At 64.8% G+C, this 22,820-nt stretch carries 20 protein-coding genes; 13 read left to right on the forward strand and 7 right to left on the reverse strand.

Annotated elements, in window-relative coordinates:
- The first annotated feature begins 127 nt into the window (after positions 1 to 127).
- The 6 genes from KBX07_RS09545 to KBX07_RS09570 are packed head-to-tail and all read left to right on the forward strand — an operon-like array spanning position 128 to position 6,705.
- Complete coding sequence (locus tag KBX07_RS09545) at positions 128 to 3,178, forward strand: Na+/H+ antiporter subunit A (RefSeq protein ID WP_256023969.1); 3,051 nt, start codon at positions 128 to 130, stop codon at positions 3,176 to 3,178.
- On the forward strand, positions 3,179 to 3,673 hold the full coding sequence (locus KBX07_RS09550) for a Na(+)/H(+) antiporter subunit C (protein ID WP_255995622.1): 495 nt from the start codon (positions 3,179 to 3,181) through the stop codon (positions 3,671 to 3,673). It abuts the gene before it with no gap.
- Positions 3,663 to 5,540 carry a Na+/H+ antiporter subunit D gene (locus KBX07_RS09555; RefSeq protein WP_256023944.1) on the forward strand — a complete coding sequence of 626 codons (1,878 nt, stop codon included), beginning with the start codon at positions 3,663 to 3,665 and terminating at the stop codon, positions 5,538 to 5,540. The genes KBX07_RS09550 and KBX07_RS09555 overlap by 11 nt, the downstream gene beginning before the upstream one ends.
- Positions 5,537 to 6,055, forward strand: a complete 519-nt coding sequence (locus KBX07_RS09560) for a Na+/H+ antiporter subunit E (RefSeq protein WP_256023945.1) — start codon at positions 5,537 to 5,539, stop codon at positions 6,053 to 6,055. Before KBX07_RS09555 ends, KBX07_RS09560 begins: the two co-directional genes overlap by 4 nt.
- Before the next feature lie 6 nt (positions 6,056 to 6,061).
- Positions 6,062 to 6,340: a monovalent cation/H+ antiporter complex subunit F gene (locus KBX07_RS09565; RefSeq protein WP_256023946.1), complete on the forward strand. Its 279-nt coding sequence runs from the start codon at positions 6,062 to 6,064 to the stop codon at positions 6,338 to 6,340.
- On the forward strand, positions 6,340 to 6,705 hold the full coding sequence (locus KBX07_RS09570; RefSeq protein ID WP_005288420.1) for a monovalent cation/H(+) antiporter subunit G: 366 nt from the start codon (positions 6,340 to 6,342) through the stop codon (positions 6,703 to 6,705). Before KBX07_RS09565 ends, KBX07_RS09570 begins: the two co-directional genes overlap by 1 nt.
- Here the strand turns inward: KBX07_RS09570 and KBX07_RS09575 are convergent.
- The 3 genes from KBX07_RS09575 to KBX07_RS09585 form a co-directional block, all read right to left on the reverse strand.
- Positions 6,702 to 7,823: a glutamate--cysteine ligase gene (locus KBX07_RS09575; protein ID WP_256019038.1), complete on the reverse strand. Its 1,122-nt coding sequence runs from the start codon at positions 7,821 to 7,823 to the stop codon at positions 6,702 to 6,704. The genes KBX07_RS09570 and KBX07_RS09575 overlap by 4 nt on opposite strands.
- A 248-nt stretch (positions 7,824 to 8,071) precedes the next feature.
- Positions 8,072 to 9,241: a LytR C-terminal domain-containing protein gene (locus KBX07_RS11465; RefSeq protein ID WP_256004314.1), complete on the reverse strand. Its 1,170-nt coding sequence runs from the start codon at positions 9,239 to 9,241 to the stop codon at positions 8,072 to 8,074.
- A gap of 427 nt (positions 9,242 to 9,668) precedes the next feature.
- Complete coding sequence (locus KBX07_RS09585) at positions 9,669 to 9,896, reverse strand: DUF3263 domain-containing protein (protein ID WP_005288412.1); 228 nt, start codon at positions 9,894 to 9,896, stop codon at positions 9,669 to 9,671.
- Positions 9,897 to 9,918: 22 nt separating this feature from the next.
- On the opposite strand from KBX07_RS09585, the gene KBX07_RS09590 reads away from it, so the two are divergent.
- From KBX07_RS09590 to KBX07_RS09605, 4 genes are read left to right on the forward strand one after another with little or no spacing between them, the layout of a single operon-like run.
- On the forward strand, positions 9,919 to 10,488 hold the full coding sequence (locus KBX07_RS09590) for a peptide deformylase (protein ID WP_256023947.1): 570 nt from the start codon (positions 9,919 to 9,921) through the stop codon (positions 10,486 to 10,488).
- Between the two features lie 10 nt (positions 10,489 to 10,498).
- The gene (locus KBX07_RS09595; RefSeq protein WP_256023948.1) at positions 10,499 to 11,503 is read left to right on the forward strand and encodes a GNAT family N-acetyltransferase; all 1,005 of its coding nucleotides are present in this window, start codon (positions 10,499 to 10,501) and stop codon (positions 11,501 to 11,503) included.
- A gap of 5 nt (positions 11,504 to 11,508) precedes the next feature.
- Positions 11,509 to 12,291: an exodeoxyribonuclease III gene (locus tag KBX07_RS09600; RefSeq protein ID WP_256023949.1), complete on the forward strand. Its 783-nt coding sequence runs from the start codon at positions 11,509 to 11,511 to the stop codon at positions 12,289 to 12,291.
- Positions 12,288 to 13,967, forward strand: a complete 1,680-nt coding sequence (locus KBX07_RS09605) for a phospholipase D-like domain-containing protein (RefSeq protein WP_256023950.1) — start codon at positions 12,288 to 12,290, stop codon at positions 13,965 to 13,967. The genes KBX07_RS09600 and KBX07_RS09605 overlap by 4 nt, the downstream gene beginning before the upstream one ends.
- A gap of 4 nt (positions 13,968 to 13,971) precedes the next feature.
- On the opposite strand, the gene KBX07_RS09610 is transcribed toward KBX07_RS09605, so the two are convergent.
- From KBX07_RS09610 to KBX07_RS09625, 4 genes are all read right to left on the reverse strand, one after another.
- Positions 13,972 to 14,862 carry an endonuclease domain-containing protein gene (locus tag KBX07_RS09610; RefSeq protein ID WP_256023952.1) on the reverse strand — a complete coding sequence of 297 codons (891 nt, stop codon included), beginning with the start codon at positions 14,860 to 14,862 and terminating at the stop codon, positions 13,972 to 13,974.
- 435 nt (positions 14,863 to 15,297) lie between these two features.
- Positions 15,298 to 16,056, reverse strand: a complete 759-nt coding sequence (locus KBX07_RS09615) for an ABC transporter permease (protein ID WP_255995632.1) — start codon at positions 16,054 to 16,056, stop codon at positions 15,298 to 15,300.
- Positions 16,049 to 17,137, reverse strand: a complete 1,089-nt coding sequence (locus tag KBX07_RS09620) for an ABC transporter ATP-binding protein (RefSeq protein ID WP_256023953.1) — start codon at positions 17,135 to 17,137, stop codon at positions 16,049 to 16,051. Before KBX07_RS09620 ends, KBX07_RS09615 begins: the two co-directional genes overlap by 8 nt.
- Positions 17,130 to 17,594: an NUDIX domain-containing protein gene (locus tag KBX07_RS09625; protein WP_256023955.1), complete on the reverse strand. Its 465-nt coding sequence runs from the start codon at positions 17,592 to 17,594 to the stop codon at positions 17,130 to 17,132. The genes KBX07_RS09620 and KBX07_RS09625 overlap by 8 nt, the downstream gene beginning before the upstream one ends.
- Before the next feature lie 72 nt (positions 17,595 to 17,666).
- Between KBX07_RS09625 and KBX07_RS09630 the strand changes: the two genes are divergently transcribed.
- The 3 genes from KBX07_RS09630 to KBX07_RS09640 are packed head-to-tail and all read left to right on the forward strand — an operon-like array spanning position 17,667 to position 22,820.
- On the forward strand, positions 17,667 to 19,178 hold the full coding sequence (locus KBX07_RS09630; protein WP_256023956.1) for a hypothetical protein: 1,512 nt from the start codon (positions 17,667 to 17,669) through the stop codon (positions 19,176 to 19,178).
- Positions 19,178 to 20,197 (forward strand): glutamate ABC transporter substrate-binding protein, encoded by a 1,020-nt coding sequence (locus KBX07_RS09635; RefSeq protein WP_255995636.1) that lies wholly within the window; start codon positions 19,178 to 19,180, stop codon positions 20,195 to 20,197. The genes KBX07_RS09630 and KBX07_RS09635 overlap by 1 nt, the downstream gene beginning before the upstream one ends.
- Entirely contained in the window at positions 20,190 to 22,820 is a 2,631-nt protein-coding gene (locus KBX07_RS09640; protein ID WP_255998480.1) for a serine/threonine protein kinase, read from the forward strand. The genes KBX07_RS09635 and KBX07_RS09640 overlap by 8 nt, the downstream gene beginning before the upstream one ends.

The raw sequence follows: 22,820 nt of genomic DNA on the forward strand, positions 1-22,820 counted from the left end.
GCCGCGCCAGCGATGACGCGCCTTTTTTGATTTGGTCTCATTATTTCCCAAGTTGAGCTGGGTGTTTCTGTCCTGTCAGCGCGCCGGAAAAACGTGCGAAAACTAGATTCGAATCTTGGGAGGCCCTGTGATCACGCTGCTCTTCGCCCTCGTCGCAGCCACCGCGGCCGCCCCGTTTTTGCTTCGCGTGTTCGGCCGCCCCGCCTTCGGCATCCTGGCCCTGGTTCCCGGGGCCGGTTTCGCGTGGATGGTGTACCAGTTCGCCGACGGCACCTTCAAAGATGGCGGCGAGATTCTGGCCAGCTATCCGTGGATGCCCGGGCTGTATCTCAACCTGGAGTTCCGGCTCGACGCCCTAGCGGGCCTGTTCTCCCTGATCATCCTCGGCGCGGGCGCCCTGGTGCTGCTGTACTGCTGGGGGTACTTCGACACGAACCCGATCCGCCTGAGCATCTTCGCCTCCCAGCTGACTATGTTCGCCATGGCGATGTACGGCTTGGTCATCTCCGACAACTTCCTGGTCATGTACATCTTCTGGGAGATCACGTCGGTATTGTCGTTCCTGTTGGTCTCCTACTACGGTGAGCGCGCGTCGTCACGCCGCGCCGCCAACCAGGCGCTGCTGGTCACCACTTTCGGCGGCCTGGCCATGCTGCTGGGCATCGTCCTTTTCGGCACCCAGACCGGCATTTGGCGGCTGTCCGAAATCCCGGCCCGCACCGAGCTGGCGGACGTGCCGTGGATTTCCGCCGTCGTGGTGCTGCTACTCCTTGGCGCCCTGACCAAGTCCGCCCAAGCCCCGTTCCACTTCTGGCTGCCCGGCGCGATGGCCGCCCCGACACCGGTCTCGGCCTACTTGCACTCCGCAGCCATGGTGAAGGCTGGCGTCTACCTCATCGCCCGCCTCGCACCCGACTTTGCACCCCTCCCGGCCTGGCACGTGGTGGTCATCCCGGCCGGCATCTTCACCATGCTCCTCGGCGGCTGGATGGCTCTGAAGCAAGTCGACCTGAAACTCATCCTCGCCTACGGCACCGTCTCGCAGCTGGGCTTCATGATCGCCGTCATCGGCATCGGCTCCCCATCCGCCACCATGGCGGGCCTGACCTTGGTGTTCAGCCACTCGCTATTCAAAGCCGCCCTGTTCATGATCGTCGGCGCCATCGACCACACAACCGGCACCCGCGACATCCGCGAACTGTCCGGCCTGGGCCGGCGCGAACCACTGGTCGCCATCCTGGCCACCATCTCCGCGGCGTCGATGGCGGGCATTCCGCCGCTGTGGGGCTTCGTCGCTAAAGAAGCCGCCCTCGAAGCGACCCTGCACGAGGAACTGCTGGTCGGCATGCCGCGCAACATGATGCTCGTGGCGTTCGTGGTCGGCTCCATCCTCACCATGGCGTACTCGCTGTACTTCCTGTGGGGCGCCTTCGCCCGCAAAAAAGAGCACGAGCTCAGCGAAGACACAGAGCTTATCGACGGCTCCACCCCCGCCGTCCGCGACCGCGACCCCATCCAATTCCTCCAGTGGTTGCCTCCTGCGGTCCTGACCGTCCTGACGGTTATCTTCGGACCGTTCCCGGGCCCACTCTCGGACGCGTTCAACCAGCACCTCGACGTGCGCTTCCCCGGCGACCCCGGCGAAGACCTGAAGCTGTGGCACGGCATCACGGTGCCGCTCATGCTCACGATCGTCATTGTGCTGGTGGGCACGATCATGTTCCTGCAGCGCCAGCTGGTCGCCCGCGCTCAGTTCGACCGCCCGGCGCTGGGCGATGCAGATGCTCTGTGGGACAACATGCTCAAGGCGTTGCGTCAGGCGTCGCTACGCTTGACCGCGTCCACGCAGCGCGGATCGTTGACCATCAACCTGGCCACGATCTTCGCTGTGCTCATGGTCGTGCCCATCGGCGCGCTGATCATCGGCGGCGCCAACGACATCCGCATGATCCTGTGGGATTCTCCATGGCAGGGCATGGCCGCGATCATCCTGATGATCTGTGCTGTCGCCGCGACCCGCGCCCGGAACCGTTTGTCCATCGTGATCTTGGTGGGCATGACGGGCTACGCCCTGGCGTTCATGTTCGCTCTGCACGGCGCGCCGGACCTGGCGCTGACGCAGGTGCTTGTGGAGACCATCGTCATGGTCGTGTTCATGCTCGTCCTGCGCAAGCTGCCCACCGACGTCGATGTCCGCAAGGACCTGGACAACCGCCTGCGCGCCTGGCTGTCCGTCGGCACCGGCCTGTCCGTCGTGGTCGTGGCCATGGTGGCCATGTCCGCCCGCACCGCCACGCCGATCTCCGAGTTCATGCCCGACCTCGCCTACGACATCGGCCACGGCCGCAACACCGTGAATGTTTTGCTGGTGGACCTGCGCGCCGCCGATACCCTCGGCGAGATCAGCGTCCTGGTCATCGCCGCGACCGGCGTGGCCTCCCTGATCTACCGCACCCAGTCCTTCCAGCGCAGCTCGCGCCGCCCGACGCTGAGTTCCCGGCAACCGCGCTGGCTGGCCTCCGGCGTGGACACGGAGAAGTCGCAGAACCGCTCGATCATGGTGGACGTGGTCACCCGCATCCTCTTCCCGTCGATGATCCTGCTGTCGGCGTACTTCTTCTTCTCCGGCCACAACGCGCCCGGCGGCGGCTTCGCCGGCGGCTTGGTCGCTGGCCTCGCCTTCACGCTGCGCTACCTCGCCGGCGGCCGCGAGGAACTCGAAGAGGCCCTGCCGGTCGACCCGGCAAAGATCCTGGGCACCGGCCTGCTGCTCTCCGGCGCCGCGGCGATCATCCCCATGTTCATGGGCTACCCGCCGCTGACCTCGGGTTATATTGAGCCGGAGCTGCCGCTCATCGGCCCGGTCACCATCCCCAGCGCCCTGCTTTTCGACGCCGGCGTCTACGCCATTGTCATCGGCCTGGCCATGCACATCCTGCATTCCCTGGGCGGCCAGCTCGACCTGGAAGAGGACGAGCGCAAGGAGCGCGCCCGCGACCGTGCCCGCGCCCTGCAGCGCAAGAACGAACAGCGGCGTGCTGCCCGCGAGGAAACCCTCGCCCAGCGCGAACGAGAACGGGAAGCCGAGAAACAGAAGAAAGCCGAGACATCTCGTGGGGGCGGCGAGGAGCGAAGCGAGGGCCGGCCCCACGCGTCGATAAGCGGAAAGGAGCTGTAGGTGGAAGCGAACCTATTTTTGCTCATGGCGTCTGGCGTGATGATCGCGTGCGGCGTGTATCTCATGCTGGACCGCGCGATGACGCGCATGCTGCTCGGCGTCATGCTCATCGGTAACGGCGCGAACTTGCTGCTGCTGCAATCCGGCGGGCAGGCAGGCTCGCCGCCGATCAAAGAGCGTGAATCCTTCATCTTCGGCGACGTGATTGCGGATCCGTTGGCGCAGGCGATGATTCTCACCGCGATCGTGATTTCGATGGCGATGACCTCATTCATCCTCGCGCTGCTGTACAGGCAGTACCGCTACCGTACTGACGACGTGATTGAGCACGACGCCGAGGACCAGGCGATTGCGGCGCGCCCCGCGACGCCGTCTGCCGCGCCGGACGCTGACGCTTCCGACGACCCCGAAACCGGCCGCCTGTCCCGCGGCGGCGACGCCTTTGGCCCCCGCTCCTTCGAGGAACCTGTGAAGGAGGCGCAAGATGGGCGCTAACGTCGACCACACGTGGTACACGTCCTACGTGGACTGGCTGATGCCGTACATGCCGTACATTATCCCGCTGCCGGTACTCATTCCGGCGCTGGCCGCGGCGCTGATTCTGCTGGCCGGTAAGCACCGCGTGCTGCAGCGCAACATCGCGTTCTTCACGTTCCTGGTGCTCGCCGTCATCGCGGCGTCGATGATTCTGGTGGCTGACATCGAAGGCATCCAGACGGTGCAGCTAGCCGGGTGGGACGCACCGATCGGCATCACCTTCGTCGCCGACCGTCTTTCCGGCATCATGCTGTTCGTCTCGGCGATCGTGCTGTTCTGCGTGATGTGGTTCGCCATCTCGCAGGGTATCCGCGACGGCAACGAGAACGACCCCGTGGAAGTCTTCCTTCCCATCTACATGCTGCTGTCCATGGGCGTGAACCTCTCGTTCCTGGCAGGCGACCTGTTCAACCTCTACGTCGGCTTCGAGATCTTCCTCGTCGCGTCCTACGTCCTGCTCACCATGGGCGCGTCCCCGCTGCGTGTGCGCGCCGGCATCGGTTACGTCATGGTATCCATGGCGTCATCGATGGTCTTCCTGTTCGCGCTCGGCTTGGTCTACGCGTCTGTGGGCACGATCAACATGGCTCAAGCAGGCATCCGCCTCGAGGAGCTTAACGACGGCACACGCGCCGCCATCTTCGCAACCCTCCTGGTCGCCTTCGGCATCAAGGCTGCGATCTTCCCCCTCGACGCCTGGCTGCCCGACTCCTACCCCACCGCCGCGTCCCTGGTCACCGCCGTCTTCGCCGGCCTTTTGACCAAGGTGGGCGTGTACTCCATCATCCGCGTGCGCGTCACCATGTTCACCGACGGGTCGTTGGACATCCTGATGATGTGGGTCGCGCTGGCCACCATGATCGTCGGCGTGATGGGTGCACTGGCCCAGAACGACATCAAACGTCTTTTGTCGTTCACCCTGGTCAGCCACATCGGCTACATGATCTTCGGTGTCGCCCTGGGCTCCCAGCACGGTCTCAACGGCGCGATCTTCTACGCCGTCCACCACATTCTGGTGCAGACCTCGCTGTTCCTGGTGGTCAGCCTGATCGAGCGCCAGGTCGGCTCCTCGCAGCTGCGCCGCCTCGGCTCGCTGCTCTACACCGCACCGTTCATCGCCATTTTGTACTTCATCCCGGCGCTGAATCTGGGCGGCATCCCGCCGTTTTCCGGCTTCCTGGGGAAAGTCATGCTGCTCCAAGCCGGCGCCGAGGACGGCACGTGGCTGTCGTGGGTGCTCATCGTCGGCGCCGTGGTGACATCACTGCTCACCCTCTACGCCATGATGATCGTCTGGTCGAAGGCGTTCCTGCGCGACCGTTCCGACGCCCCCGAAGGCAACGTCACCAGCGTGCGCGTCAGCCCGCTGGCTGACATTCACGACACCGTCGACGCCTCCGAACGCTCCGACGTCGGCCGCGTCCCCTTCGGCATGATGGCCTCCACCACCACGTTGATCGCCGCGTCCGTGAGCATCACGATCCTGGCCGGCCCGATCTCCGCCATCACCAGCCGCGCCGCCGACTCCGCGATGGACCAATCCATCTACCGCACCGCCGTGCTCGGCAACGACTGGTCGAACCCCTCGCGCACCCTCGAGCAAGACAGGCTTGACGACGGCTCCGACACCATCGACCAGCGACGCCACGACATCCGCACCCCCGACGCCGGTGTCTCCACCACCCCCGTGCCCTCCCCAGCCGACACGGGCGCACGGGCTGACAACGGCGGCACCAACCCCTCGTACAAAGAGGAGAAGGCCAGCGGCGGGGTGCGCCCCGAGCGTGAAGACTCTTCCGTTGTCGGGGAGGCTGAGAACGAATGATGCAGAAATTCCGCAGCCGCTTCCGACCCTGGTTCATCATCTGGCTGACCCTCATGTGGATCCTCCTCATGGGCGAGCTGAGCTGGGGTAACTTCTTCGCCGGCCTCGCTTTAGGCATCCTGATCACCGTGCTGCTGCCCCTGCCGCCGCTGCCCACCGGCGGCATCAGCATCGACTTCTGGGAGCTGAGCAAGTTCGGTATCCGCTGGGTCGGCCAGCTCTTCACCGCCGCCATCCAGGTGTCGTGGCTCGCCATCCGGCCCGCTGACCCGCCGAAGAGCGGCATTTTCAAGGTGCCCATGCGCTTGGGGTCCGAGCTGGAACTCTACTTCGCCACATGCGCCTACAACCTCCAACCCGGCGGCTGCGTCACCGATATCGACCTGGCTAACCGCATCTGGACCATTCACGTGCTCAACGCCGGGTCCCAGCAGGCCATCGAGAAATCCCTCCAGGACGTTCGTGACTTGGAGGCCTCCATGATCGCCATCTTCGAGAAGAGAAAGGCCCACTGATCTGCCATGGACGACACGATCTACAACTCCGTGCTGGCCGTCGCGGCCGCGTTCCTTGTCGCCGGGTTCTTCGTCACCACCTGGCGCCTCGTGGTCGGCCCCAACTCGCTCGACCGGGTCATCGCCATGGATGGCGTTGTCGCCTCACTCCAGTGCGCGCTGGCCACCTACATCTGCTGGACCCTCGACACCACCGTGGTCAATGCGATGTTCGTCGTCGCCCTGCTAGGCTTCATCGGCTCCCTGTCGGTGGCCCGCTTCCGCAAGAGGGACGGTGCACTCTAATGACCTGGGAATTCATCTCCGACGTCCTGTCGCTCATCTTCATCAGCTTCGGCGCCCTGCAGGTCTTCTTCGCCTCCGTCGGCATCGCCCGCTTCGGCAACACCCTCGCCCGCATTCACGCTGTCACCAAACCTCAGACTGTGGGGCTGGTGCTGGTGATCATCGGCGTCATCTTCCGCCTCACCGGCTCCGACAGCTTCGGGCCCGGCCAGCGCGGCGACATCGGAATGCTCTTCCTCCTACTCCTCTTCGCCCTCATGACAAACCCGGTCACCGCGCAGCGCCTCGGCCGCGTCTCCCGACGCGAAGCCCTCTACGGCGGCGACGACCAGATCGCCGTCAACGAGAACCCCGCGAAGTACTAGCCGCGCAGCTCAGCAACCGTGGCGTCGACCACGTCGCGCCAGTCCCCCGTCCGCTCGTAGATCGCGCGCTGACGCTGATACGCCGCGCCCTGCTCGATGATCCCCGGCACCAGATTCAGCTCATCAACGCACCCCAAACGCTGCGCCACCGGCTGGAGCTCCTCGACCATGTCATACAGCTCATCGGTGACGAGGCGCTCATCCGTCGCACGACTCGTGATCACCTCGGCCTCCAGGCCATAACGAGCGCCCCTCCATTTGTTTTCTGCGACGTGCCAGGGTTGGAGGGTGGGCAGGTCGCGGCCGTCGTCAAGCATCGCGTCGTAGTGCACCACCAAACAGTGCGTGAGCGCCACAACCGCCGCGAGCTCGCGGAGGGTCGGCGATGCGTCCGAAATACGCACCTCGATGGTGCCCCACTTCGCCGCCGGGCGGACGTCGAAATGCATTGAGCCGGTGTGCGACGTGACGCCCGAGGTGGTCTGGTCGCGCATGAACTGCACCCACTCCGACCAATTTTGGAACTGGTACGGCATGCCCGCGGTGGGAAGCTGCTGGTACAGCATCGTGCGGTTCGACGCGTATCCCGTGTCCAGGCCCTCCCACGCAGGGCTCGCCGCGCTAATCGCCAAAAGGTGCGGGTACTTCGTCATGATCGCGTTGATGATCGGCCACACCCGCTCCTCATGCTGAATGCCCACGTGAACGTGCGTACCCCACAGCAACATCTGCTGGCCCCAGTACTGCGTGCGGTTAATGATCTCCTGGTACGTCGGCTTATCTCCCACCGCCTGCTCGCGGAAATCCGAGAACGGGTGGCCGCCGCTCGCCCACAACTGCAAGTTCTTCTCGTCCGTGACGGCCTGAATCTTGTCCTTCGTGGCGCGGAGATACTCGATCGCCTCCGCCGTATTGCGGCACACCGGGGTGACCAGCTCGACCGTGTTCTGCAGAAACTCCTTCTCCAGGTGCACATCCGGCCAGCGATCGTCCACCGCCTGGATCACCTCCGGGCCCCGCGCCACCAGGTCGCGGGTGGCCGGATCAATCACACCAATCTCCCACTCCACGCCCAACGACGGGCCCTCCGAGCGGTTGAAATCGCGGAACGGGTCCATAACGGAGTGGGCGGCGGGGTTGTGCGTGGGGTTCGCGTTGCTCGCGGTGTTCGCGTTGGGCTGCATTGTTTCTGAATACGTCATGCGGGGCGGTTTTACAATTTTAATACCGCCTTCTGGCGGATTTCAGCAGCATTTTCCCAGGTCGGATCTTAGCGAACTCAGTAGAAGGCGATACTAAAACGACAAAACCGGCCTTTCGGGCGGTCGGGCGCCGCCACAAGGCCGGTTTTCGTGAACTTTGTCGGCTAGAGGTTCACCGGGCCGGTCAGAACCAGCGTCAGGGAACCAGGGTTGTTCGCTTCGCTCGGCACGGTCGGGTCGTTCGCCCTAGCGACGCCCCCAACCCGGTCCGCCAGCACCCGCGCCCGCTCCTCCGCACCCGGGGTCGCCGGGTCGAAGAAGACGGTGTTCTGCTCGAGGACGGCCTGCTGCTCACCAATGTTGCCGACCTCACCGACCTGCACACCCTGCCCCTTGAGCTGGTCAGACACCTCGGCTGCGAGGTTCGGGACGGTGGAGTTGTTGTAGACGTTGATCGTCTCGTTCTCAGCCGTCATCGCCTGGCCGCTGGCCGCCGGCGCAGCGCCTTCCGGAGTGCGGTTGTCGGCCTGGTTGGTCTGGGCGCTGTCGTTACTCGCGTTCTGCCGGCTGTCGTTCTGCGCAGCCGGATCCAGCTCGTTGCCGTCGTGGCCGCTCTGCACGTTCGAGCTGTTCTGGCCGTTCGCGTTCTGCACCTGCTCCGGCGCCTGCTCCTGCGCGACGTCACCGGAATTATCCTTCTGCATCATCGCGTAGAGGCCCCACAGTCCGAGCAGCGCGGCAACGGCAATCAGGATCATCGCGAGACCACGCTTAGGCACACTGCCTGCGGCGACAGCGGAGCTACCTGCCCTTTCGCTTCTCGACGCCCGCACCGCCGGCACCATCACCGTCCGATCGTCATACGCGTCCTCGTACTGGTCGACGTACTCGTCAGCAGCGTAACCGTCTGCGTACTCTGCCTCCGGGTACTCTGCCTCGGCGTACTCGCCGTCGGAGTAATCATCGACGTAATCGCGGCTGCCGTATCCGCGGTCGCTATAAACGGTGTCGCCGTAAGTAGCGTCACGGGTGTGGAGGTCACCGCTGGTGTACGCGCTCGCACCCGCTACACCAACGGTGCCAGCAGCGCCAGCCGCGCTTACTGCTCCAGCCGAGGCGCCGAAGTCATAATCGTCCTCGTCGCGGCGGCGGTGCCTACCGCCCGAAGATGCGCGCTCAGCCGGAGTAGCCGGCGCGTCCGGTTCTAGAGGGGTGTCGTAGTACTCCTCGTAGGCTTCGCCGAAGGAGCCGTCGGAAATTTCGTCGTACCGGTCGGAGTAAAGGTTCGACGAACGATCGAAGGTGCCAGGTTTACCAGAGTTCACATTAGTCACAGCAGTCACCCTAGTTGTCTCTTTTGTCTCGAAAGGTTTGCGACGCGCCGACTCTTTCAATGCGCTTTGCAGAAAAGTTGACAAACCCGATTTTCGCCTAGAACCGAAACAGCTGGTGAGCGAGTTTTGGTGTCATACAGGCACCTCGAGCTCGTCAACTTTTCCGCAACACACTGCCACTGAAACCCCGAACGCAGCTCAGACACAGTGTAGAACGCGTTCCCCGTAGGCGCTTGTGCAAAAGATGACGAACTCGATGTCGCTCTGGAAATATCACTGCAGGTAAGAGCATTTTCAGGCAGCAAACCGAAATCGGGTTTGTAAACTTTTGCAGCGCGAACTGCGAGGGCTGGCCAGGCGAGCTCGCCAGCGCGGGCCAGCCAAGACCACCACACCAGCCCGGCCCACCAACCAGGCCCGCGAACCCCTACCCTGCGTCGCGGCCGAGGGCGCGGGCGTCGCGCAGCCTCTGGAGTCTGCGGATGAGTTGGGGGTTGTGGGAGAGGGCGGTGGGGTCGTCGATAAGCGTGTTGAGCTTTTGGTAGTACCTGAACGGCGACATGCCCAGCTCAACCCGGATGGCTTCTTCGCGCGCGCCGAGGCTGCGGGGCGCGCGGTCCGCGAAGTCGAGGATGGTCAGGTCGGTGGGGTCCATGCGCGAAACTATACTGGTCGCCATGATCCGACCGATTGTCATACACGGTGACCCCGTCCTGCACACGCCGACCGAGCCTGTCACTGAGCCGGTCGCGGAGCTCAAAGAGCTCATCGCCGACATGCACGAGACGATGGACGCGGCGAACGGCGTGGGGCTGGCCGCGAATCAGATCGGCGTGAATAAGCGCTTGTTCGTGTACCACTGCCCAGATGGCGATACGATGCGCCGCGGCACGGTGATCAATCCGGTGCTGGAGACCAGCGAGATCCCGAAGACCATGCCAAAGGACGACGGCGAAGACGACGAAGGTTGCCTTTCCGTCCCCGGCGAGTCTTTCCCGACGGCGCGTGCCGAGTGGGCGAAGGTCACCGGCCTCGACGAGAACGGCGACCCGGTCGAGGTCGAGGGCACCGGTTTCTTCGCGCGCTGCCTGCAGCACGAGGTCGGCCACCTCGACGGGTACGTGTACCTGGACGTTCTCACCGGCCGGTACAAGCGCGAGGCGAAGCGCGCGGTGAAGGCGAACGGGTGGAGTGAGGCCGGCAACACGTGGCTGCCGGGCACCGACGAGGACCCGTTCGGGCACTAGAAGAGCACTAGTGTTCCGCGCTGAACCCCTCTCCCCGGGCGACCGGGTGGTGGTGCGCCGCCGCTTCGGCAACCACGCCACCGATGTCATCGGCCACATCGAGGCGCTCGACCCGCTGGTCATCCGCCCCCAGAAAGTCGGCGGCCTGCCGTCTGACGCCGCCGCGCTGACCATCCCCGCCGAGGACATCCTGGTCATCCGCCGCCTCAGCCCGCGCCGCATCCGCAATTCCGACATCCGCGCCGTCGAAACCGCGTACGCCCGCGCGTTCCCCGGCCAAGAGCGCACGCTTATCGACGGCTGGCTCACCCGCTCCGGTTCCTCCATCGCCGAACGCTCCAACTCAGCCACCCCGATCGGGCATTCGGCTGGTTTTCAACCGGTCCCGCTCGCCGAGATCACTGCGTTCTATGCCGAGCGGGGGATGCCGGTGCAGTTGTTGATTCCGGAGCGCATCGGCAAGCCGGCGGCCGACTTGGTCGCACGCGAGCAGGGTGCGGGTGGTGCGGGCTGGGAGCTCGGGCCGGAGATCATCACGATGACGCGCGAGCTCGCCGGCGAAGACGCGGAGACCGAGCCCGGCGCGCTGGCCAGCGGGTTCACCTTCCGCATCGACTCCCAGCCCTCCGACGACTGGCTGTCGATGTACCACTTCCGCGGCCAACCGTTGCCGCCGGAAGCCCTGGCAGAGTTGCGTGACGGGATTGAGGGGGAGATGGGGTTCGGCTCCCTCCTCGACACGCAGGGCAACGTCGTCGCGGTCACCCGCGGCACGATCACCGAGTCCGATGACGGCCGCGCTTGGCTGGGGTATTCCGCAGTCGAAGTCGCGCCGGAGTACCGCAGACGCGGGCTGGGCACGCTGCTGGGTGGGCGCATGCTGGAGTGGGGTGCGCAGCGCGATGCGGACGCGGCGTACCTCCAAGTGCTCGCGACCAACGACGCTGGCATCGGCCTTTACGACAAGCTGGGCTTCACCGAGCACCACCGCCACCGCTACGCCCGGCTAGGGTAGATCGCATGCGAGTAGCTACATGGAACATCAACTCGGTACGTACCCGGATCGACCGGGCCGTCGCCTTTCTGGAGCGCAATGATGTCGACGTCCTGGCCATGCAGGAAACGAAATGCTCCGACGACAAGTTCCCCTACTCGGCGTTTGAGGCCGCGGGGTACGATGTCGCGCACGTCGGCTACCACCAGTGGAACGGTGTGGCGATCATCTCCCGCGTCGGGCTCGAGAACGTGCGCGACGGGTTCGACGGCCAGCCAGGCTTCAACAAGGACCCCGACGCCCCGCAGGACCGCGAGGCCCGCGCCGTCGCCGCGACCTGCGGCGGCGTCGAAGTGTGGAGCCTCTACGTCCCCAACGGCCGCGAGATCGGCGACCGCCACTACGACTACAAACTCGAGTTCCTCTGGCGCCTCGCCGAGCAGATCGACCCCTCCACGCCCCAGGTCTTCTGCGGCGACTACAACATCGCCCCGACCGACAAAGACGTCTGGGACCGCGCCTTCTTTGAGGGCAAAACCCACGTCACCGAGCCGGAGCGCGCCGCCTTCGAAGCCCTGCTCGAGGCCGGCCTGAACCAGGCCACCCACCCCGAGCCCTACTCCTACTGGGATTACAAGGGCATGCGCTTCCAAAAGGGCGAGGGGATGCTCATTGATTTCCAGTTGTCGGGGTTGGAGGGGGCTGGATTCGTCGATACGCATGAGCGTGAGGGCAAGGGCGCGAGCGACCACGCACCCGTCGTCGTGGATTACGACCTGACGCGGCTGCAGTTGGATGAGGTCCGATGAGCCTCGCCACGTGGCAACTCGTACTGATGGTGATTGACTACACCATTAAATTCGCCGTCATCGGCGTCATCCCGGAAAACCGCAAACCGTCCAGCGCGAACGCGTGGCTGCTGGTCATCCTGCTCATTCCGTTCCTCGGGCTGCCGATTTATTTCTTCCTCGGCTCGACATTTCTGTCGCGGCGGCGTCACCGCATTCAGCGGGAGGCCAACGCGATGCTTAACGACGTCCACACCTCCTTCCCCGACTACCCCTCCGCCGCATCAGTATCCGGCGAGGTGGCGACGATGGCCCACCTCAACCGGACCTTGACGGGCTTCCCAGCGCTGGACGGCCACGTCAAGCACCTCTGGTCCGACTATTCGGCGACAATGCGGCGGCTGGCGTCGGCGATCGACGGGGCGACCTCGCACGTGCACGTCGAGATTTATGCCATGGCCTGGGACAAGACGACCGGGCAAGTGTGGGAGGCGATGGAGCGGGCAGTCGCGCGCGGCGTGAAAGTCCGGGTTCTGTTCGACCACATCGGCTCCTGGAAGTACCCCGACTTCCGCACATTCAAACGGCGGATGACGGAGGCTGGGATCGAGTGGCACATGATGCTGCCGCTGCAGCCGCTGCGCGGCAAATTCCGCCGGCCGGACCTGCGCAACCACCGCAAACTCATGGTCATTGATGATGAGGTCGCGTTCATGGGGTCGTTCAACCTCATCGACCGGACGTACCTCATGCCCGGCCACGTCAAGCACGGCCGCCAATGGGTCGATGCGTTTGTGGAGCTCACCGGGCCGATCGTCGCCTCGCTCGAGTCCATGTTCGCCGTCGATTGGTACACCGAAGCCGGCGAGATCCTCGAGATCTCCGCCCCGCACGACCCGGACCCCGCCACCCTCGAAGACCAGAACGTCCTCCAGCTCATCCCCTCCGGCCCCGGTTACACCACCGAGCCGAACCTGCGGATGTTCAACACCTTGATCCACCACGCCCGCCACCGGCTCATTCTCTGCTCCCCCTACTTCGTGCCCGACGATTCCATGCTCGAAGCCATCACGACCGCCTGCTACCGCGGCGTGCGCGTCGACCTCCTCGTCGGCGAGAAAGCCGACCAGTTCATGGTCAACCACGCTCAATCCGCCTACTACCAGCAGCTTCTGGAAGCCGGCGTGCACATCTGGCAGTTCCCCGCCCCCTACGTGCTGCACACCAAGTTCGCCATCGCGGACCCCGTCGCGCTGACCTATCCGGACGCAGGCGAGCCAAAGCCAGGCACTGCCCGGGCGGGGGATGTTGCCAAAACCCCTACAGAATCGGCTGACCTGCCGCGCGGCGCATCGGTCGAAGCTCACGCCGCTACGAGTGGGGCCGACCATGCGGGGCATGAGGGGGGTGCTGGGTCGGAGGCGTCGACAAGCGGAAATGTGCAACGGGCGCCCGACGCCGCGCACCTGAATGAGATCGCGATCATGGGCTCGTCCAACATGGACATGCGCTCGTTCTCGCTGAACTACGAAAACAGCCTGTTCATCCTGCAAGGGCCGCTGATCACCGACCTCTGCGAGCTCGCCTCCGCGTACCTGTCCGTGTCCCGGCAGCTCACGCTCGACGAGTGGAAGAAGCGGCCGTGGTCGCGCAGGTACATCGACAACGTGATGAAGCTGACCTCGGCGCTGCAATAGACAGCTAAGCAACCTGCGCAAGAGCACGGCGCACCTCCGCGATGAAACCGGCGGGATCCTCCTCAATCTCCGATGGATTATAGCGCAAGAACCGATAGCCGAGCCGCTCGATCCGCTTCTGGCGAGTGCGTTCACGCTCCGTTGCTGTGACCGGATCGTCTTTGTACTTCACGTCGCCATCCACCTCGACAATGAGCCACTCACCGATGAGTAAATCCACGCTATAGGGGCCGAGGACCTGTGCCTGCGGAGTCAACGGGCCGATGTCCGCTTGGATGAGAAGGGCGCGGGCGAAACTCTCGCCAGCGGATTGGGAGTTGTCGATCGCATGCTCCAGACTGTCCCGTGCGATGCAGATGCCGCGGCAGGGGCTAGCGTCGACAAGCTTGTCCATTAACTCGACGCTTTCGAAACCATTCGCAAGTAGGTAGTCCGCTGCGACCAAGCCGGCCTCAAAACCCTGAGTGCACGCGATATCGAGCCAGGTAGAAACTGGGTCCAGAAGGTCGACGCCCAGAAGCGTGACAATGCCATCCGGGCTGGTCTTGACTTTCCGGAACACACTGCCACGCGGCCACTGCTTTCGGGGAGGGAGTGCCCCACTGCGCGTCGCCAACTCCACCCGCGCTCGGCTGTTCTGCAGCAACCATATGCCGTGGAGGGCGGCAGCGGACTCGCCAATCAAGTACGACGAGCGGGCCGACTGCCCCACAGCCAAAGCGAAAAGAATGCGGCGCTGATGCTCCTTGAGGTTCACCAGTTTCTGGGTTTGAACCGCCCGGCGGCTTGCAAGGCGGTAGAGATCGCCCGAATCGAAACGAGCTTGCAGCGCGGGCGGGGTCTTGTGACCGATGGGTATGAGGAGCTGGTTGAGCATGGGCAAGTCTGCGTGCATACCGCTACGGTGCACCGAATCCAGCCGGCCGTCTATCGCGTGCTCCCCGCTCTGTGGAGAACCACTGTTTTTGATGACGTGTCACTACTGACCTGTGGATAGATTCGGGGTGGAGTTCCCAGTTGTGCGCACTGCGGTGAGCGAAGGGGTTGACAGTGGCGGGTTCTATTGGGTGCGGGCGACGTGGCGGCGGTGAGATCCCGAGGGTCTCCGACGGAATACATTTTTAGTATCGCCTTCTAGTGAATTTCTACCGCGTTTCCGCAGGTCGGATTTCTTCGAACTTGGTGAAGGGCGATACTAAAAATGTAGAAGCGGGGCTACCGGCCCGAGTGAACCGGAAAACAGACGCGAGCCAGGCCCCAGGGCCCCAAAGAAAAAAGCCGGCCCCGTCTGGGACCGGCCTTACAAGCGCTCAGCGCTTCAGCGAGAGAACTAGGCGTCGCGCTTCTCCAGCAGGATCAGCCCGATCACGTAGAGAACAACCGCCCATACTGCGAAGAGCACGAACGACTGCCACAACGGAAGGGCACCTGCCGTGTCGAGCGGATCCGGACCCGGGTTGTTCATGTTCGCCGTGAAGAACTGCAAGTTCATGAACGGGGCGTAGGTCTGGATGTTGCGGCCGACCCTCGGGATCATGGCCAGCGCCGGCTCCAGCACAAGCTGCCAACCAAGGTAGATGGCCAGCGCGCCGGCGGTGGCGCGGACGATCCAGCCAATGCCCTGGACGAGCATGACCGCCATGAACGTGGTGAGCGGGATGACCCACAGCGACCGGCGGACGAAGGGGTTGTCCCACCACTCGATCGGGTTGGCGGCGATGAGGTCGCCGACAATGAAGCACAGCAAGATCGCCACCACGGAGAAGATCGCTGCGAAAATGCCGTACACGAGCAGCTTCGCCAGGCCGACCTGCCATCGCTGCGGCGTCAGTGTGTAGTTCGTCGAGTTCACCTTGAACCGGTACTCGGTGGTGACCACCATGATGGCCTGGATCAACAGCGTCATCAGGCCGAAGGAATTGAATCCCATGATGGCAGAAGCGCCGCCATATGTCGGGCTGTCGGGGTTGTCCAGGCTGGCCATGAGCACAGCCCAAGCAATCGAGAACAACAGCGCCAAGCCAGAGGTCCACCAGAAAGAAGCGGTGGTGCGGAGCTTTGTCCACTCCGAAAGCATGGTCTTAAGCACGGTGGGTGCCTCCTCTACGGGTACGGTCATGCGGCTCACGCGGCGCAGGCTGCGAGGGCCGCGCAGGTGCAGCACCAGCACCAGGCACGGCACCACGATCCGGCGCACCAGCGCCAACACCCGGCGAACCAGCACCAGCGCCAGCACCCTGCGGCACAACCGCCCCCGGCGCCGCCTGGTACTCCACCGCCCCTTCAGTGCGGCGGATGTAGGCGTCCTCGAGGGAGGCGCGGCGCTCGGTGAGCTCGGTGACCATCACGCCGACGGAGAAGGCCAGCTGGCCCATCTCCTCGGACGACCGTCCGGGGATCTCCAGCACGGGGCGGCCATCAGGGTCGGCAGCCTGGTGGAACTCGACACCCTCGCTGCTTAGGGCGGCGGAGAACTCGGCCAGGTGCGGGGAGCGGATGACGGTGGTGACGGCGGAGTTCTCCTTGATGAAGTCGTTCACGGAGCCGGAGGCGACCAGCCGCCCCTTGCCGATCACTACGAGCCGGTCCGCGGTCTGCGCCATCTCGGCCAGCAGGTGCGAGGACACGAGCACGGTGCGTCCTTCGGCGGCGAAGCGGCGCAGCAGTTTACGCACCCAGCGGATGCCTTCGGGGTCGAGGCCGTTGACGGGCTCGTCAAGAATGAGGTACTCGGGGTCGCCGAGCATCGCCGCCGCGATGCCGAGGCGCTGCCCCATACCCAGCGAGAACCCGCCGGCTTTCTTCCCGGCGACGCTGGTCAGACCGACGAGGTCAAGCACCTCGTCAACACGGGACGCCGGAATCCCGGACGCCTGCGCCTGCCACAGCAGCGAGTTGCGCGCCGAGCGGTTCGGGTGAATCGCCTTCGCATCCAGCAAGGCGCCGACCTTGCGCAGGGGGTCGCGGAGGGAGCGGTAGGGGGAGCCGTCGATAAGCGCGGTGCCTGACGTCGGCTCATCCAGGCCGAGGATCATCCGCATTGTGGTGGATTTACCTGCGCCGTTCGGCCCGAGGAAGCCGGTGACCACCCCCGGTTCGACTGCGAATGTGAGGTCGTCGACCGCACGGACCTGACCGTACTCTTTAGTCAGGTGAGAGACTTCAATCATGCGCTTTAGCGTGCCATAGAAGCACGCTTAACGACGACTCGAACCCCGCATGAAGCGGAAACTGACGGATTTCATTCAGCGGAACCCAACGCAACTCCATAGATTCCGCGTTGGGCTCGAGGGGAATCGGTCCGCCGGTGGTCGTGTGGGCCAGCACGGTCGTGTAAGTCCAGCCGGGGTCTTCGCCGGCGGTGACGATGGCTTGCTCGACCTCGATGAGCGAGGTGTCCACGCCGCACTCCTCCACCGTTTCGCGCAGCGCTGCCTGTTCGACGGTCTCGTGGGAGTCGCGGGCGCCGCCGGGCAGGGCCCACGTACCGCCGTCGGCAACCCAGTGCGCACGGTGTTGCAGCAGCACCGCGTCCCCGGCGCGGAGGAACAGGCCCGCCGCGCCGTGCTTGCCCCACACCGGCTTACCGCCGGGGCCGTCAACCCATCCGTTTCCGTCGCCTTCCATGTGGGCCAGTGTAACCAGATGCCACCAGTGTGGTTGCCGCCGTGGGGGCGTGCGGGGCGCTATTCTGGGGCAATGGCGGTACGGGAGCGTTCAGAGGAGGCAGCGGAGTTCGCTGCCGACGCTGACGTCGCGATGCAAGAAAAAGCCGAAAAACGCCGCCTTCCCCGCTTCACTCCCCGCAAAAGCCGCAAAGACCCGGTGCTGCCGGAGCAGAACGAGGACGCCTGGCTGGACTCACTGGAGGAGGCCCCGCCACGCACCGGTTTCAGCGGCTTCCGGGACAAGATCTACGACTCGTTCGGCGGCACCGGGCGCTGGGTCGTGGAAGCGTGGGGGTTCCTGCTCACCACGCTGGGCCGGCTGATCGCGATGATGGTGGCGCTGACTCTCCTGCTGCTAGGCACCGGCTACCTGATGAGCCAATCCAGTGCGAACCGCGAATCGGCCCTCGACGGAATGCTCACCGCCACGGAGCCGATGAGCAACTCGGCGCACATCCTGTACACGAGCCTGAGCCAGGCGGACACGCTGGCCACTACATCGTTCGTGCAGCCCGGTCTGCAGGACGCGGAATCGCACCGCGAGTACATGGCGGCGATCGATGAGGCGGTCATAGCGGCGGACGATGTGCTGCGCGGCAGCGTGGAAACGCGTGTCGACGACAGCACCGACGTCCAAAACCACGTCCGCGAAATCCAGCGCCTCCTGCCCCAGTACACCGGCCTGATGGAGCGCGCCCAGGCGAACCAGCGCACCGGCAACCCGCTCGGCGTGGCGTACATGACGCAGGCCAGCACGATGATGCGCGAGGAGATGCTGGTCAGCGCCGAGGAGATTCTGCAGCTCACCCGCGCGCAGCTCGGCGGCGAGATGAAGCGCTTGTCCACGCTGCAGTTCGGCCCGCTGTCCGGCCTCCTCATCGCTGTGCTGGCCCTGCTGGCTGCGCAGTGGGCGCTGTGGCGGATGTTCCGCCGCCGCCTCAACCGCGGTTTCCTCGTCGCCACGGCATTCCTGCTGATTGCAGTCGTGTGGGTGGGCGTGTCCAACATCGCCGCGTGGCACGCCGGCACACGCGAGTTCGAAGCCGCAGCTGGCCCGTTCGAGCAGCTCACCGGCGCACGCATCTCCGCCCAGGAGACGCGCACGAACGAGACATTGACGCTACTGACCCGCCGCTCATCGGAGGGTTCGCCCATGGCGGCGACCGTCGAAGAGGTCCGCGACGCGCTCGACGCGATCGAGAATGAGGACAACGCCGGCGAGGTCGACACAGCCCGCACCGCGCTGAGCGAGTGGCGCCGGGCCCACACCCGCATGATGAACGCGCTGCAGTCGGGTGATTATGAGCGGGCGGTGGACATTGCGGCGTCGACAAGCGATGAGGACAGTGCCGCGAGCGCTTTTTCGCTTCTCGACGACTCCTTGACCGACCTCATCTCCTCCTCCCGCGAAGATCTCCGCGCGGACATCAATGACGGCCTGTCTGCCTCGCGCGCCGTGGCGCCGGGTGTGATGCTGCTCGTGTTCGCGGCTGTGATCGCGATGTGGTTCGGAATCCGTCCACGGATGCAGGAGTACATGTGATGGGCGCGCGGAAGGTCTTCAGTGTCTCGGTGCTCGCCGCGCTGGGCGCGCTCACTGCGTGCACCCCTGCTCCCCCACCGCCTCCGCTGCCGGCGCCCGACACGGTTCATGATGACGTTCCGCTGCCGCCCGGCGCGGACATCGACATCCCTGGCCTTGAGCCGGAGTCGGCGACAACGACCTTCGAGTGGGAGGGCTCGCTGCGTCCGGATGACAAGAAACCGGAGGAGCGTGTGCCGGACATCGTCAAGCGCGGCCGCCTCATCGTGGGTGTGGACCAATCGCAGTACCTGCTCAGCTTCCGCGACAACGCCACCGGTGAGTTGCGCGGCTTCGAAGTCGACTTGGCACGCGAGATCGCCCGCGACATTTTCGGCGACCCCGACAAAGTCGACTTCCGTTTCGTGGAATCCACCATGCGTACCGAAGCTCTGCAAAGCGGGCAGGTGGATGTGGTGATCCGCACGATGTCGATCACGCGCGAGCGGGCGGAGAAGGTGGATTTTTCGGTGCCGTACCTGGATTCGTCCGTACGCATGCTCGTGCCCGCGGCCTCCGGGATCGAGTCCGTGGAGGATGTCGGCGATGAGCGCGTGTGCGTTGCCGACGGTTCCAACGTGGTCGACATGGCGCGCAGCACCTTCCCCAAACAGGAGGTTCTGCGCACGCGCACGTGGACCGACTGCCTCATGGCGATGCAGCAGTTCCAGGCCGGGTTCATTCTTGGCGACGAAACCATCCTCGCCGGCGCCGCCGCCCAAGACCCGCTGACCACGGTCACCGGTGAGGCTGTGGCGGAGCAGCAGTACGCCATCGGCATCCCCAAGGGCTACGACGGGCTGACCCGCCAGGTCAATTCCACGTTAGAGCGCGTGCGTGACGACGGCACCTGGAACCGCATCTTCGACGACTGGCTCGGCCCCCACATCGCCAGCCGGTCCGCCCCCGCTCTGCGATACCGCCCGGAGGACCCCACCGAGCCGGACGCACCGGCTGACACGGAGGTTGAGAATGACTGACGCACCCGAGCCGACCGAGCGCGCTGAGCACCCCGAGCCGACCGAGCGCGCCGAGCACCCCGAGCCGCTTTCCCCCGCCAAAACCCACGCGGTGAAATTCGACCCGTCCGCTGACGGCTTGGGCACAGAAGACCGCGATCCGGATGATACCGAAAGCACCAGCGCCGTCGCCTTCGACCCCTTCGCCGACGACGATGCTGATGATGACGAGTGGGGAGAGGACTTCGACCCCTACTCCGGCACCGGCGAGTTCGAGGGCATTCTCAAGGACTTGGACAAGCTGCGCAGCGGCGACAGCGGGGCGACCGGCCCGACCACCGGCCCCGGCACGGATCCAGCCACCGCAGCAGCTACGGCTGCCGCCTCCGGTCCGAGTTTCACCGGCTCATCCAGCACCGGCCCGGCCGGTCTCACGAATGCGCAGCTGCAGGAGCTGCAGAAGAGCACGTCGGAAAGGTCGCGCAGGCAAGCGCTGGAGACGTTCATGGAGCGCCGCGCGACAAAGCGCAAGGGCCGCACAGTGGCCGACGGCATGGTGGAGCTGCCGTGGATCCCGCCGACGGACCCGAAGGATGCGATCAAGGATCCGACGAACGCCGTGGTGAACAAGGGCATCCCGGAACCGCAGCTGCACCCCGGCGATGTCGTGGCCGGCCAGTACGAGATCCAGGGTGTGATCGCCCACGGCGGCATGGGCTGGATTTACTTGGCGCAGGACCACCACGTCGCCGGCCGCGTGGTGGTGCTCAAGGGCATGCAGGCGGAAAAGAGCGTCGACGAGACGGCTGCTGCCGCGGCGGAGCGCGAATTCCTGGCAGACATCACGCACCCGGGGATTGTGAAGATTTTCAACTTTATCGACGATCCGCGTGTTTCCGGTGGGTTCATTGTGATGGAGTTTGTGGGTGGGCCGTCGTTACGCGAAAGACGCAATGAGCAGCGCAATCACCTCCTCCCCATCGACCTGGCAATCGCGTACATCCTGGAGGTGCTCCCCGCGCTGGGGTACCTGCACGCGCGCGGGGTGGTGTACAACGACCTGAAGCCGGACAACATCATTGTGGCCGAGGACCAGGTGAAACTGATTGATCTGGGCGCGGTCAGCGGCATCGGCGCGTACGGCTACATCTACGGAACGAAGGGCTACCAGGCTCCGGAGGTCGCGAGCCAGGGCCCGAGCATCACCAGCGATATTTACACCATTGGCCGCACGCTCGCCGCACTCATTTTGGACCTGCCGAAGGAAAACGGCGTGCTCACGATGGAGCTGCCCACGCCCACGCAATCGCCGACGCTGCGCCGCCACATTTCGCTCTACCGACTGCTCGTGCGCTGCTGCGACCCCGACCCGGCGCAACGTTTCTCCAGCGTGGGTGAGCTTCAAGTCCAGCTCCTCGGGGTGTTGCGCGAGGTGCTCGCCGTGCGCGACGGTCTCTACTTCCCGCAGCAGCATTCGCTGTTCTCGCCGCAACGTACGACATTCGGCACCAAGCACCTGGTCTTCCGGACCGATCAGCTTATCGACGGCATCGACCGCACCGCCGAAATCACCCCGTCCGAAGTCGTATCCGCGCTGCCCACGCCCCTGATTGACCGCAGCGATGTCGGTGCGGGCATGCTCACCGGTTCCTCCTACGCCGAGCCGCAGGAAACCCTGGAGACGCTGCGCCAAGCAATGCAGACCCCGGAGTACGAGCACTCCGCCGAGATTCCCTTCGGTGTCGTCCGCGCGATGCTCGACTTGGGCCTGACCACGCAAGCGCGCCACTGGCTCTCCCAACTCAACGAGCGGCTCCGCGAAGACTGGCGTTTCCACTGGTACAGCGGCGTCACTGAACTCGTCCACGGCGACTTCGTGGCAGCGCAGCGCGATTTCGCGCAAGTCCTCGACATCGTGCCGGGCGAGGCCGCGCCCAAACTCGCGCTCGCAGCCGTCGATGAGCTGTTATTGCAGGAAGCTGGCCTGCAACAGCAGCAGCTTATCGACGCCACCTTGTCCCGCCACCTCGCCTCCATCCGATCCGACTTAGGCGAGTTGCCGGACTCCTACTTTGTCCGGCTGGAGAAGGATGGCGACATCACGCCGAACTGGTCGCACATCTCGCAAAAACCGGAGACGCTGCGACTCAATGCAATGCGCCTGTACGCCCTGGTGTGGGCGGCGAACCAGACCACTGTGTCGTCCGCGTTCGGGCTCGCGCGCCAGCTCATCTTCGAAGGCGAAGTGGAAATGGCCGTGGCTGCCCTGGATAAGGTGCCGATGTCCTCGCGCCACCACCGGATGGCCAAACTGACCACGATTTTATATCTGGTCAGCGGGGACCTGACCGAGTCGCGCATTCGCCGCGCGGCCCGGCGCTTGGAGGAGATCCCGACCAACGAACCGCGGCTGTTGCAGATCAAGATCGCTGTACTGCGCGCCGGCCTGACTTACCTGATTGAGCAGGACGTCCTCGAGGCGGCATCGCGCAACCAATTGTTCGAGTATGACTTCACCATCCACGGCCTCCGCCGCGGCCTTGCCATTACCCTGCGAGAGCAAGCCCGGCGCGCACCGTTTGCCCGCCACCGGTATGCACTGGTGGACACGGCGAACCAGGTGCGGCCGGCAACCTGGTTTTAG

This window comes from Corynebacterium sp. CCUG 70398 (assembly GCF_024454055.1).
GTDB classification, from domain to species: domain Bacteria; phylum Actinomycetota; class Actinomycetes; order Mycobacteriales; family Mycobacteriaceae; genus Corynebacterium; species Corynebacterium genitalium.

Excerpts from the sequence above, each read along its gene's own strand:
- KBX07_RS09555 (WP_256023944.1), top strand. The coding sequence starts at position 3,663 with ATGGGCGCTAACGTCGACCACACGTGGTACACGTCCTACGTGGACTGG.
- KBX07_RS09560 (WP_256023945.1), top strand. The coding sequence starts at position 5,537 with ATGATGCAGAAATTCCGCAGCCGCTTCCGACCCTGGTTCATCATCTGG.
- KBX07_RS09565 (WP_256023946.1), top strand. The coding sequence starts at position 6,062 with ATGGACGACACGATCTACAACTCCGTGCTGGCCGTCGCGGCCGCGTTC.
- KBX07_RS09570 (WP_005288420.1), top strand. The coding sequence starts at position 6,340 with ATGACCTGGGAATTCATCTCCGACGTCCTGTCGCTCATCTTCATCAGC.
- KBX07_RS09575 (WP_256019038.1), bottom strand. The coding sequence starts at position 7,823 with ATGGACCCGTTCCGCGATTTCAACCGCTCGGAGGGCCCGTCGTTGGGC.
- KBX07_RS09585 (WP_005288412.1), bottom strand. The coding sequence starts at position 9,896 with ATGGACCCCACCGACCTGACCATCCTCGACTTCGCGGACCGCGCGCCC.
- KBX07_RS09590 (WP_256023947.1), top strand. The coding sequence starts at position 9,919 with ATGATCCGACCGATTGTCATACACGGTGACCCCGTCCTGCACACGCCG.
- KBX07_RS09600 (WP_256023949.1), top strand. The coding sequence starts at position 11,509 with ATGCGAGTAGCTACATGGAACATCAACTCGGTACGTACCCGGATCGAC.
- KBX07_RS09605 (WP_256023950.1), top strand. The coding sequence starts at position 12,288 with ATGAGCCTCGCCACGTGGCAACTCGTACTGATGGTGATTGACTACACC.
- KBX07_RS09610 (WP_256023952.1), bottom strand. The coding sequence starts at position 14,862 with ATGCACGCAGACTTGCCCATGCTCAACCAGCTCCTCATACCCATCGGT.
- KBX07_RS09620 (WP_256023953.1), bottom strand. The coding sequence starts at position 17,137 with ATGATTGAAGTCTCTCACCTGACTAAAGAGTACGGTCAGGTCCGTGCG.
- KBX07_RS09625 (WP_256023955.1), bottom strand. The coding sequence starts at position 17,594 with ATGGAAGGCGACGGAAACGGATGGGTTGACGGCCCCGGCGGTAAGCCG.
- KBX07_RS09630 (WP_256023956.1), top strand. The coding sequence starts at position 17,667 with ATGGCGGTACGGGAGCGTTCAGAGGAGGCAGCGGAGTTCGCTGCCGAC.
- KBX07_RS09635 (WP_255995636.1), top strand. The coding sequence starts at position 19,178 with ATGGGCGCGCGGAAGGTCTTCAGTGTCTCGGTGCTCGCCGCGCTGGGC.
- KBX07_RS09640 (WP_255998480.1), top strand. The coding sequence starts at position 20,190 with ATGACTGACGCACCCGAGCCGACCGAGCGCGCTGAGCACCCCGAGCCG.